8 protein-coding genes and 3 pseudogenes are annotated in these 12,459 nt (G+C 59.5%); 5 read left to right on the forward strand and 6 right to left on the reverse strand.

Going from position 1 to position 12,459, the window contains the following annotated elements:
• The first annotated feature begins 201 nt into the window (after nt 1-201).
• From RHM58_RS01535 to RHM58_RS01545, 3 genes and pseudogenes are all read left to right on the forward strand, one after another.
• Nucleotides 202-1,629: a di-heme oxidoredictase family protein gene (locus tag RHM58_RS01535; RefSeq protein WP_322269503.1), complete on the forward strand. Its 1,428-nt coding sequence runs from the start codon at nt 202-204 to the stop codon at nt 1,627-1,629.
• 29 nt (nt 1,630-1,658) lie between these two features.
• A pseudogene (locus RHM58_RS01540) lies at nt 1,659-2,722 on the forward strand (imelysin family protein).
• Nucleotides 2,723-2,736: 14 nt separating this feature from the next.
• Complete coding sequence (locus tag RHM58_RS01545; protein ID WP_201206287.1) at nt 2,737-3,843, forward strand: DUF1513 domain-containing protein; 1,107 nt, start codon at nt 2,737-2,739, stop codon at nt 3,841-3,843.
• 53 nt (nt 3,844-3,896) lie between these two features.
• Here RHM58_RS01545 and RHM58_RS01550 read toward each other — a convergent pair whose 3' ends face one another.
• The 5 genes and pseudogenes from RHM58_RS01550 to colR form a co-directional block, all read right to left on the reverse strand.
• A complete protein-coding gene (locus RHM58_RS01550; protein WP_201206288.1) occupies nt 3,897-4,124 on the reverse strand; it encodes a hypothetical protein in 228 nt (75 codons plus the stop codon).
• A 2-nt stretch (nt 4,125-4,126) separates the two neighbouring features.
• Nucleotides 4,127-4,840, reverse strand: a complete 714-nt coding sequence (locus RHM58_RS01555) for a lipopolysaccharide kinase InaA family protein (RefSeq protein ID WP_201206290.1) — start codon at nt 4,838-4,840, stop codon at nt 4,127-4,129.
• Nucleotides 4,841-4,844: 4 nt separating this feature from the next.
• Nucleotides 4,845-5,513: a class I SAM-dependent methyltransferase gene (locus tag RHM58_RS01560; protein WP_201206292.1), complete on the reverse strand. Its 669-nt coding sequence runs from the start codon at nt 5,511-5,513 to the stop codon at nt 4,845-4,847.
• Between the two features lie 165 nt (nt 5,514-5,678).
• Nucleotides 5,679-6,953 carry a sensor histidine kinase gene (locus tag RHM58_RS01565; protein ID WP_201206295.1) on the reverse strand — a complete coding sequence of 425 codons (1,275 nt, stop codon included), beginning with the start codon at nt 6,951-6,953 and terminating at the stop codon, nt 5,679-5,681.
• Nucleotides 6,943-7,625, reverse strand: a pseudogene (gene colR, locus RHM58_RS01570) (two-component system response regulator ColR). Before colR ends, RHM58_RS01565 begins: the two are co-directional and overlap by 11 nt.
• A 202-nt stretch (nt 7,626-7,827) precedes the next feature.
• Here colR and RHM58_RS01575 point away from each other — a divergent pair.
• On the forward strand, nt 7,828-9,777 hold the full coding sequence (locus RHM58_RS01575) for an LTA synthase family protein (protein ID WP_201206296.1): 1,950 nt from the start codon (nt 7,828-7,830) through the stop codon (nt 9,775-9,777).
• A gap of 54 nt (nt 9,778-9,831) precedes the next feature.
• On the forward strand, nt 9,832-10,575 hold the full coding sequence (locus tag RHM58_RS01580) for a phosphatase PAP2 family protein (RefSeq protein ID WP_201256709.1): 744 nt from the start codon (nt 9,832-9,834) through the stop codon (nt 10,573-10,575).
• 200 nt (nt 10,576-10,775) lie between these two features.
• Here RHM58_RS01580 and groL read toward each other — a convergent pair.
• Nucleotides 10,776-12,421: pseudogene (groL, locus tag RHM58_RS01585) on the reverse strand (chaperonin GroEL).
• Nucleotides 12,422-12,459 lie beyond the last annotated feature (38 nt).

A 12,459-nucleotide genomic window follows, 5' to 3' on the forward strand; every position in this document is an offset into this window, starting at 1 on the left:
GAGAATAGGCCGGCCTGGGAAAGGTCAGCGATATTTGTGTTGAAACGACTAGCGCTTTCGCGAGCAAGCTTCGCTCCTACAGGTGACTGCGGTCTTCGGTGAAAACCTGCCTCAGATCAACCAAACGATAATTCCTCTTATTCAATCCCCCTGCCCTGTTAGACTTTGCGCCCTCGTTTTGCTCGTCTTTCAGGAAGTCTGATGCCGTCGTTGTTTCTTCGCTTGTGCACCTTGTTCATGGCCCTGGGCCTGAGTGCCTGCGATGACGCCCCGCGTTTTACCAAGGCCGAGCCCGGTGAAGCCCGGTCCGGTGGGAGTGCAACGGTGCGCAAGACCGATCAGAATTCATTTTCCCTGCCCTCCGCCAATCTGCCGCCGTCACGGCGCGTGGATTTCAGCGTCGGCAACAGTTTTTTCCGCAGCCCCTGGGTGATCGCTCCGTCGACCACCACCGCCCGGGATGGCCTCGGACCGTTGTTCAACACCAATGCCTGCCAGGGTTGCCACATCAAGGACGGTCGCGGCCATCCGCCGACACCTGATTCGCCGAATGCAGTGTCGATGCTGGTGCGCCTGTCGATTCCCGATGCACCGGCCTACGCCAAGGTCATCGAGCAACTGGGCGTGGTCCCGGAGCCCGTCTACGGCGGCCAGCTCCAGGACATGTCCGTGCCCGGCGTCGCACCGGAAGGCAAGGTACGTGTCGATTACACGCCCGTACCCGTGCGCTTCAAGGACGGCACCGAAATCGAGTTGCGCAAACCGAGCCTGAACATCACGCAACTGGGCTACGGCCCGATGCACCCCGACACCCGATTCTCGGCACGCGTGGCACCGCCAATGATTGGCTTGGGTTTGCTCGAAGCGATTCCCGAAGAAGCCATCCTGGCCAACGCCGCCGCTCAGGCAAAAGACAACAACGGCATCGCCGGGCGCCCGAACCAGGTGTGGGATGACGCCCTACACAAAACCGTCCTCGGCCGATTTGGCTGGAAGGCCGGGCAACCGAACCTCAATCAACAAAATGTTCACGCCTTCTCGGGTGATATGGGCCTGACCACCAGCCTGCGCCCGTTCGATGACTGCACCGACGCACAAACCGCCTGCAAGCAAGCGCCCAACGGCGGTGGCCCGGATAGCGAGCCGGAAGTCAGCGACAACATTCTGCGACTGGTGCTGTTCTACAGCCGAAACCTCGCCGTCCCGGCCCGCCGCGATGTCAGCGCGCCGCAAGTGCTGGCCGGCAAAAATCTGTTTTTCCAGGCCGGCTGCCAGTCCTGTCACACCCCGAAATACACCACTGCCGCCAATGCCGCAGAGCCTGAACTGGCCAATCAAGTGATTCGCCCCTACAGCGATCTGCTGCTGCATGACATGGGCGACGGCCTGGCCGACCACCGCACCGAATTCAAGGCCAGTGGCCGCGACTGGCGCACCCCGCCGTTGTGGGGCATTGGCCTGACGCAAGCGGTCAGTGGCCACACCCAGTTCTTGCATGACGGCCGCGCCCGCAACCTGCTCGAGGCCGTGCTCTGGCATGGCGGCGAAGCGAGCGCGGCGCAGCAACAGGTTTTGTCTTTCAATGCCGAGCAGCGCGCTGCGTTGCTGGCGTTTTTGAATTCTCTTTAAACACCTTATAAAAGAATCGGGAGCCCGACATGTTCCGTCCCAAATTGTTGTTCACCAGCCTTGCAGCGCTCGCCTTGGGCGCCTGTTCGCCGCAGGACCCGCAAGCGGTTACGTCGGCGGCCATCGCCAAGCAAGTGATCCTGCCGACCTACAGCCGCTGGGTTGAAGCCGACCGCCAACTGGCCGTCAGCGCCCTGGCCTTCTGCGAAGGCAAGGAAAACCTCGACACCGCCCGTGCCGATTTCCTGCATGCACAAAAAGCCTGGGCCGAGCTGCAACCGTTGTTGATCGGGCCGCTGGCCGAGGGCAACCGTTCGTGGCAGGTGCAATTCTGGCCGGACAAGAAAAACCTGGTCGGCCGTCAGGTCGAGCAATTGGTCACCGCCCAGCCGCAGATCGATGCCGCTGCGTTGGCTAAATCGAGCGTGGTGGTCCAGGGCCTGTCGGCCTACGAATACATCCTGTTCGACAGCAAAATCGACATGGCCGACGCCACCCAGAAAGCCAAGTACTGCCCGCTGCTGACCGCCATCGGCGAACGTCAGAAGCAACTGGCCGAAGAGATCCTGTCGCGCTGGAACACCACCGACGGCATGCTCGCGCAAATGAGCAAGTTCCCGAACCAGCGCTACGCCGACTCCCACGAAGCGATCGCCGATCTGCTGCGCGTGCAGGTCACGGCGCTGGACACCCTGAAGAAAAACTCGGCACGCCGATGGGTCGTCAGACCAAAGGCATTCCGCAGCCATTCCAGGCCGATGCCTGGCGCAGCCAGTCGTCGCTGCAAGGGCTGGAAGCCAGCCTCGCGGCGGCGAAAACCGTCTGGGTAGGCGTCGACAACAAAGGCCTGCGCGGCCTGTTGCCGAGCGAGCAGAAACCGTTGGCCGACAAGATCGACGCTGCCTATGCCGCCTCGCTCAAACTGTTCGCCAGCAACCAGCGCTCGCTGACCGAAATGCTCAACGACGATGCCGGTCGCCAACAACTCAACGATCTCTACGACAGCCTCAACGTCGTCCATCGCCTGCACGAAGGCGAACTGGCCAAGGCGCTGGGCATTCAACTGGGCTTCAACGCCAACGACGGTGACTGATGAGGGCGAGTGCCATGCTGCGACGTCAGGCTCTGACTTTAGGTAGTTTGCTGCTGGGAGCAGTGACACTGGGCGGCTGGACGCTGTTCAAGCAAAAGGACAAGAGCCCGCTGCTGCTGTCGGCACGGGACGATACCGACGGCAAGCATTACGCCGTCGGTTATCGGCTGGACGGCACCCGGGTGTTCGCCACCCAGGTCGGCCAGCGCTGCCACGACATCATCAATCACCCGACGCTGCCGGTGGCGCTGTTTGTCGCTCGTCGTCCGGGCACCGAGAGTTATCTGGTTGACCTGCGCGACGGCACGCTGCTGCAAACCGTGACCTCGCAGCCGAACCGGCATTTCTACGGGCACGCGGTGATTCACAAGGATGGCGAGTGGCTGTACGCCACCGAGAACGACACCCGCGATCCGGGTCGCGGTTTGCTGGGTGTGTATAAGTTCGAAGGTGAGCGACTTATCCACAGCGGCGAAATCCCCACCCACGGTGTCGGCCCGCATCAGGTGTCGTGGATGCCCGACGGCGAAACCCTGGTGGTGGCCAACGGCGGGATTCGTACCGAGGCCGAAAGCCGGGTCGAGATGAACCTCAACGCCATGGAACCGAGCCTGGTACTGATGCAACGCGATGGTAGGTTGTTGAGCAAGGAAACCCTCGCCCAACAGATGAACAGCGTGCGCCACTTGGGGATTGCCAGCGACGGCACCATCGTCGCCGGCCAGCAATTCATGGGGCCGTCCCACGAGTCGTCGGAGCTGTTGGCGATCAAGCGTCCGGGCCAGCCGTTCGTGGCGTTCCCGGTGCCGGAGCATCAGTTGCAGGCCATGGGGCATTACACCGCCAGCGTCGCGGTGCACAGCGAGTTGCGGCTGGTCGCGCTGACCGCGCCCCGGGGCAACAGGTTTTTTATCTGGGACCTGGACAGCGGCGAAGTGCGCCTGGATGCGCCACTGCCGGATTGCGCCGGGGTCGGTGCGGTGGCCGATGGGTTTGTCGTGACGTCGGGTCAGGGCCGCTGCCGGTTCTACGATTGTCGCCAGACCGATCTGGTCGCGCAACCGCTGGAACTGCCGGCGGGGCTCTGGGATAACCACCTTCACCTGATGGCGATCTTTTGATGTCAAAAAAAGGCCTCGCATCTGCGAGGCCTTTTATTTGGGCTTTAGTGTATTCAACTCTGCGGCCTCAATCCCTGGGACATCCCGAACATGAACAGCAACAAATCATGGTCAGGTTGGGATGCCACGGCTGCTTTCACAACCCGTGGCAACGGGCAATGAGCGCCTTCGCTCATTGCGCTGAGGACTTGCGTGCGGGGCTGCTCCCAGGCCGCCACCGCCAATGAAGCAACTGCCAAGGCTCCAACCAGGAACAAACCTCGTGCAATTTCGAGTTTCATCGCTATAAACCTTTGATAGAGCTGCCAAACGCCTTGTCATAAAAGTAGACCAGATTCTTCCAGTCTGTATCACTGAACGACGAGTGGCGACGCAATTGCTTCAGGTCATGGGCGGCGGCGCGCTGGGCGGTCAAGCGCTGCCGGCACTTCTCAAGATCGATCAAGGCCACTTCAACGGTCGCCGCGTCACCTTCGCCGGTCACCCGCACAAATACGTGCTTGATGTAGATGCAACTGTGCTGCCAGCGCCCCTTGTGCATGCGGGCCAGGTTCTCGGCCAGCTCCTTGAGGACACGCTCGTGCACCGCCTCGCCATGCCGCTCGCGACCGCCACCGGCGTACCAGTGTTCGATTTCCTCGAAGCCGTCCAAGGACTTGGTGACCAGCAAGGCACGCCATTTGTGCACCGGGTCACGCTGGGCGCCGCAGAACACCATTTCCGGTACCCGCACACCCAGCGAAGACAGACCGATCAACGCATCACGCTCGCGCAATACCGTTGGTCGACCGAAGGGGTGCAACCAACTGCGATAGATATGCCCGGTCTGACGCTTTACATACAGCAGCTGTCCGCTACTGCCCATGACGCGCTGCACACCACTTTCCCCACCGCGACGGACGTTGGGTTCTTCTACCCACTCACCGCGCTGATTCCAGAAATAGTCGAAGCGGTCCTGGGGAGCGACTTCCGTTTCTGCTGCACATTGAACTGCCATCCTGTTACCTCTTGCGTAATACGTAAACCCGCCACATGGCATAGAGCGGTAAAAAGTCCAGTTGTTCCTGAATGCGGAAACCCGCTTGTTCGAATTCCTTTTCTACCGTGGCGGCCGGTAGCACAAACCGGTTTTGGTAACCTTCCTGCCCGCGCGCTTTCTCGGCGCGCTTGCGTTTCCAGGCCTTGAAGTTGCCGTCTACCCACAGCGAAATGATCACGCTGTCACGGGTGACACGCTCGAACTCGCGCAAAATGGCCAGTCGATGCTCGGCTTCCCCGATGTGATGGAGCAAACGCATGCAGAAAATGCTGTCTACGGCGTTATCGGGCAAGGCAATGTCGAAGGCTGAAGTGTGCAAGGGTTGTACCCGCTTTACCACTTCGGCTGGTTGCGACTGGGTCGCAATTTTCAACATTGATTCGGAGTTGTCAGCCCCGATGATCACGCGGTTGTGTTTTTCTGCCAGCAACGGCCAGAAACGCCCGGCACCGGACGGTAAATCGAGGACCAGCCCAGGTTCACCGGCCAGGGTCAGCGCCTTGCGGGCCAATTGCTCGTCACGCCAGTGGGACAATCGGCGACCGAGGCCTTCCTTATGCTTGCGCAAGTATTTCTGCGCATGCTGATCGTCGTACTTTTCGGAAAAATCCAGTTTGATCGGGCCGGCCATTATCAAAGTCTCCTGAGCTGCTGATGACAACCACATTAGGTAGCGTCGTGTCAGCTTCAGGTCATGACTTTGTGAAAACTTCGTTGTGTAAAAGGGCGAAGTATTTCAGGGTTTTACAGGGTGTAAAACGGTAGCGCGGGGCCAGCATTGTTGGGCCTGTTATGCTCAGGGCTGACTCAACTCGACCTCAAAGCGACAACCATTAGGCTCCATGGTGGTCAGGCTAACGGTCCAACCCTGATTTTCACAAATCCGCTGCACCAGCGACAGACCCAGGCCCAGGCCTTCGCCGCGTTTTTCGCTGCCCCGCACGAAGGGCTCAAACATTGCCTCGCGCTTCTCTTCCGGAATCCCGACGCCACTGTCCTCGACCCGAAACCCGCGGGCCGTGAGGGTTAGACGAATGAACCCGCGCTCGGTGTAGTGCAGCGCATTGCGCAACAGGTTACCCATCACCGCATGCAACAGGGTGGCGTTGTAGCCGGTACCAGGCGGATTGCCCGGTTCGAAATTCAGTATCAGGCCCTTGGACTCGATCGGTTCTCGCCAAAGACCCAGCAGCCCTTCGGCGACCTGACTGACGGTTTGCTGTGGCGACATGCTGGCGTCTTCACGCTGGGCGCGAGCGAGCATCAGGAAGGTCTGCACCAGTTCGCGCATTTCCTCACAGGCCCGGGCGATTCGCTCGACCTGGGCGCGCCCGCGCTGGTCGATGCCGGGGTTCTCCAGTAGCAGTTCACAGGAACTGGCCAGTACCATCAGTGGCGTGCGCAATTCATGGCTCACGTCACTGGTGAACAAGCGTTCACGGGTCAAGGCCTGGCGCAGGCGACCCAACGTGGCGTCGAAGGCCACCGCCAGTTCACCCACTTCATCGGCGGCGTAGTCCGGCGCCAGTGGTGGCGCCAAACCCAGCAACTGATCGCGGTGGCGCACCTGACGGGCCAGCCGCACCACAGGCGCCATGACTTTGCGCGCCAGGATCCAGCCGAGAAATACCGCCAGCGCCAGGCTCAGCACGAAGCCCACCAGCACCACGGCAAACAGCACTCGCTCACGTTCTTCGAAATCACTCTGGTCCTGCAACAGCACGTAACGCCGACCGTCGACGATCTCGACCATCGCGTGATACGACAGGTGTTCGCGAAAGACTTCGTGAAAACCGGAGTCCAGGTGACGCAGATCTTTGGGTAACTCGAAGTCGCCTTTGCCACCACTGAAATAGAACAGTTGGTCAGGCTCCGGGCGGTGACTCCAGTCCGAGACACTGTCCATCAGCAATAGGCGCTGCAAATCGCCACCCAGCCCTGCCGAAATCAGCTTCTCTTCCACCAGGTGCACGGTCGCCACGATGCCCATGGCGAAGGCCCCGGCCACCAATGCACTCATCAGCGCAAAGGCAATGATGATCCGTTGAGCAAGGCTCTGCTTAAACTCCATCTCGGCCCTCGGCCAAGCGATACCCCACACCGTGCACGGTTTGCAGCAGTGGCTTGGCAAAAGGCTTGTCGATCACCTGGCGCAGTTGGTGAACGTGGCTGCGCAGGCTGTCGCTGTCTGGGCAATCATCGCCCCACAGGGCTTCTTCGAGGATTTCGCGACGCAATACGTGAGGGCTTTTCTGCATCAGCACCGCGAGCAATTTGAGGCCGACCGGGTTGAGCTTCAGCAGGCGGCCTTCACGGGTCACTTCCAGGGTATCGAGGTCGTAGCTCAGGTCGCCGACCTGCAGCGAACGGCGACCACCGCCCTGGGTACGACGCATGACCGCTTCGATGCGCGCGGCCAGTTCGGACAAAGCGAACGGCTTGATAAGGTAGTCGTCGGCACCGGACTTGAAGCCTTGCAGGCGGTCATCCAGTTGATCCCGGGCGGTGAGCATGATCACGGCGTGTCGCGGCGGGCGTCTTCTCGCAGACGCTTGCACAAGGTGTAGCCGTCGATGTCGGGAAGCATGATGTCGAGCACGATCAAGTCGTAATGCTCGGTGGCCGCCAGGTGCAGCCCCGACAAGCCGTCCTGCGCGCAATCCACGGTGTAGCCCTTGAGCCCCAGGTAATCAGCCAGATTGGCCAGGATATCGCGGTTGTCTTCAACCAATAGAATTCGCATGGGGCATTCCTCCGTACACAGTAACAGCCGTCATGGCCCGCGCAGCTTAAGGCCTGAAGTGACTCAGGGCTAGGGCCGGGTATCAGTGGGATCGATTGGCTCAACTAGCGGGCGGGCTTTACAAGTTTTTCACTATCGATTCACACCCTCAATACAGTACGTCGGTTAGACTCCCGCGGCTGATATTAAAGGAATAAAAACAATGGATTTTTTCAAGACGGCGCCAATGCGCTTTCTGTTGCTCGTCACCGGCGCATGGCTGGTTATTTTCTTTCTGACCCGCACGGTTCTGTTGCTCACTCATCTGGATGAGGCCGGTAGCGGTTTTCTCTCGGTTTTCGGTATCGGGTTTCTTTACGACCTCGGCTTCATTGCCTATGCGGCCTTACCAATGGGCCTCTACCTGCTGCTCTGCCCGCCCGCCTTGTGGCGCCGCCGTGGCCATCGCTGGTTTCTGCAAGGGCTGCTGACTGTCAGTCTGTTTGCCATGCTGTTCACCTCCGTCGCCGAATGGTTGTTCTGGGACGAGTTTGGTGTGCGCTTCAATTTCATCGCCGTCGATTACCTGGTGTATTCCGACGAAGTCTTGAACAACCTGCTGGAGTCGTACCCGATTGGTACGCTGCTGAGCATGCTCGCCGTGCTGGCCCTGGTCCTGAGCTTCGTGTTGCGCAAGGCTTTCAATGCCGCACTGGACGCGCCGCTGCCGCCGCTGCGCCGGCGCCTGTTCAATGCCTTGGCCCTGTTGATCGTGGCAGGCCTGAGTATGCAACTGCTCAGCCAGGACGCCCCGCGTGCCCAGGGTGGCAATGCCTATCAGAACGAACTGGCGAGCAATGGCCCGTATCAGTTCTTCGCCGCGTTCCGGAACAACGAACTGGATTACCCGCAGTTCTATAAAAGCCTGCCACCCGACGTCGTGGCCAAGCAGATTCGCGCCGAACTGAGCGAGCCGAACGCACAGTTCGTCGGCCAGGACCCGCAAGACATCCGCCGCAACATCGACAACCCGGGCACCCCGCGCAAGCCCAACATCGTGTTGGTGACCATCGAGAGCTTCAGCGCCAAGTACATGGGCAGCAATGGCGACGAGCGCAACCTGACACCAAACCTGGATGCCTTGCGTAAACAGAGCCTGTACTTCAACAACTTCTACGCCACCGGCACCCGTACCGACCGCGGCCTGGAAGCCATCACCCTGGCTATCCCGCCGACGCCGGGCCGCTCGATCGTCAAACGCGTGGGCCGTGAAAGCGGTTTCGCCAGCCTTGGCCAACAGCTCAATGCAGTGGGTTACGACAGCGTGTTCGTCTATGGCGGGCGCGGCTACTTTGACAATATGAACGCGTTCTTCAGCGGCAATGGTTATCGAGTTGTCGATCAAAGCAGCGTCGATGAATCAGAGATTCACTTCAAGAACGCCTGGGGCATGGCTGACGAAGACCTGTACAACCAGACCCTGAAACTGGCCGACGCCGACTATGCCAAACAGCAGCCGTTTCTGCTGCAACTGATGACCACCTCCAACCATCGTCCTTACACCTATCCGGAAAACCGGATCGACATCAAGTCCGGCAACGGTCGCGACGGTGCGGTGAAGTACACCGACTACGCCATCGGCCAGTTCCTTGAGCAGGCGCGTAAAAAGCCGTGGTTCGACAATACGATTTTCGTGTTCGTCGCCGACCACACCGCAGGCAGCGCCGGCAAGGAAGACTTGCCGATCAGCAACTATCAGATTCCGTTGTTCATCTACGCACCGAAGCTGATCGACGCCCGGGAAACCGCGCAGTTGGCCAGCCAGATCGATCTGGCGCCGACCCTGCTGGGCTTGCTGAACATGGACTACCAATCGACGTTCTTCGGCCGCAACCTGTTGCAGGACAACCCGCTGCCACCGCGGGTAGTGGTCGGTAACTATCAGCACCTGGGGTTGTTCGACGGCAAGGATCTGGCGATCCTGAGTCCGCGCCAAGGGCTGCGCCGTCACGACGACGCGCTGACCGAGAGCCGCGAATCGAAGGCCGAAGCCAGCGACCCGTTGATCACTCGCGCCATCACCTATTACCAAACCGCCAGTTATGGCTTCAAGCAACAGCTACTTGGCTGGAAAGCGCCCAAGGAGGGCGACCACCAAGTCAGCGAACGTTAATCGAATAGCCCCGGGCTGATGCCCCGGGGCTTTTTCTCATGTTCAGGATCCACCATGTCATCAACCGCTGCTCGCCCCGTCTCCCGGCCACTCAACTTCTGGGTGTGCCTTGGGGTTCCCGTCATTGCCGCAATCATTCTGGTGCTACTCGAACTGACATCGCTGGACATGAACCTGGCCAACCTCTTTTATGACCCGGTGGCCGGTGACTTCATTGGCCGGCACAGTTACTTCCTCGAAAACATCCTGCACAACAAGGCCAAGGACGTGGTCATTGCGTTCTCGGTGTTTGCCGTGATCGCGTTTATCTGCTCGTTTTTTGTTGAAAAACTCAAGCCGTTCAAACGGGAATTGGGCTGCCTGGTGTTGTCTCTCGCGCTGGCCACTTCCTTTGTCACGCCGGTCAAAGTGGTGACGTCGGTGCAATGCCCCTGGAGCCTGGAACAGTTCGGCGGTCATGAAACCTACAGCGAGCTGCTCAGCCCGCGCCCGCACACCGATAAACCCGGCCGTTGCTGGCCAGGCGGTCACGCGGCCACCGGTTTCACGCTGTTTGCACTGTTCTTCGTGTTGCGCGACCGGCGTCCGCGCCTGGCCCGCATCGCGTTTGTCTTCGCTTTTGCCCTCGGCTCGGTGTTTTCCATCGGCCGGATGATGCAGGGCGCGCACTTCTTCTCCCACAACGTGTGGACGGCGGTGTTCTGTTGGCTGATTTGCCTGGGGTCGTATTACTACGTGTTGTATCGACCGGCGGGCAAGGTTGATCGGGCTGACAAGGCAAAACCTGCCCGCGCCTGAAACACAGATCCAAATGTGAGAGCGGGCTTGCTCGCGAAGAGGGAGTGTCAGTCAACATCAATGTTGCCCGACACACCGCTTTCGCGAGCAAGCCCGCTCCCACAGGGTCCAGTGCAGTTTCAAGATCAGCGTAAATTGAGGGCAATAAAAAACCCCGCCTGCTTTCGCAGGCGGGGTTTTTTTATAGGGGTAAGGCTGGCTTACATCATGCCGCCCATGCCACCCATACCGCCCATGTCTGGCATACCGCCGCCAGCCGAGCCTTCATCTTTGATCTCAGCGATCATGGCTTCGGTGGTGATCATCAGGCTGGCGATGGAAGCCGCTGCCTGAAGAGCCGAACGAGTCACTTTAGCCGGGTCAAGGATGCCCATTTCGATCATGTCGCCGTATTCGCCGGTAGCAGCGTTGTAACCGTAGTTACCCGAACCCTGCTTGACCTTGTCGACTACTACGCTTGGCTCGTCGCCGGAGTTGGCAACGATCTGACGCAGTGGCGCTTCAACAGCGCGACGCAGCAACTGGATACCAACGTCTTGATCGGCGTTGTCGCCTTTCAGTTCGGAGATAGCCTGCAGAGCGCGAACCAGTGCCACGCCACCGCCAGGTACCACGCCTTCTTCAACGGCTGCACGAGTAGCGTGCAGGGCGTCTTCAACGCGGGCTTTCTTCTCTTTCATTTCAACTTCGGAACCAGCGCCAACCTTGATCACTGCAACGCCGCCGGACAGCTTGGCCAGACGCTCTTGCAGTTTTTCACGGTCGTAGTCGGACGAAGTGTCAGCCACTTGCTGACGGATTTGCAGAACGCGAGCCTGGATATCAGCTTCAACGCCGGCGCCGTCGATCACGGTGGTGTTTTCTTTGGACAGGATCACGCGCTTGGCATTACCCAGGTGTTCCAGGGTAGTGCTTTCCAGGCTCAGACCGATCTCTTCGGAGATAACGGTACCGCCGGTCAGGACGGCGATGTCCTGCAGCATGGGCCTTGCGACGGTCGCCGAAGCCGGGAGCCTTGACGGCTGACCGACTTGAAGATGCCGCGGATCTTGTTCACAACCAGAGTCGCCAAGGCTTCGCCTTCAACGTCTTCAGCCACGATCAGCAGTGGACGGCCGGCTTTTGCAACGGCTTCCAGTACTGGCAACATTTCGCGGATGTTGGAGATTTTTTTGTCGACCAGCAGGATCAGCGGACCGTCGAGCTCGGCGGTCATGGTCTCTGGCTTGTTGACGAAGTACGGGGACAGGTAGCCACGGTCGAACTGCATGCCTTCAACAACTGACAGTTCGTTTTCCAGGCCCGAGCCTTCTTCAACGGTGATCACGCCTTCTTTACCGACTTTTTCCATGGCTTCGGCAATGATGTCGCCGATGGAGTTGTCGGAGTTGGCCGAGATGGTGCCGACCTGAGCGATTGCCTTGGTGTCAGCGCAAGGCTTGGACAGGGCTTTCAGCTCTTTGACAATAGCGATGGTCGCTTTGTCGATGCCGCGTTTCAGGTCCATCGGGTTCATGCCGGCAGCGACGGCTTTCAGGCCTTCGTTGACGATCGATTGAGCCAGAACGGTAGCGGTGGTGGTGCCGTCGCCTGCGTCATCGTTGGCACGGGAAGCAACGTCTTTAACCAGCTGCGCGCCCATGTTTTCGAAACGGTCTTTCAGTTCGATTTCTTTGGCTACGGAAACGCCGTCCTTGGTGATGGTCGGAGCGCCGAAGCTCTTCTCGATGATCACGTTACGGCCTTTAGGGCCCAGGGTCGCTTTTACTGCGTCAGCCAGGACGTTTACACCGGCGAGCATTTTCTTGCGGGCGGAGTCGCCGAATTTAACTTCTTTAGCAGCCATGATCGATATTCCTTAAATACTTTGTAGTAGCGGGAAAA

It is taken from the genome of Pseudomonas sp. 10S4 (genome assembly GCF_034344865.1).
Lineage (GTDB): Bacteria > Pseudomonadota > Gammaproteobacteria > Pseudomonadales > Pseudomonadaceae > Aquipseudomonas.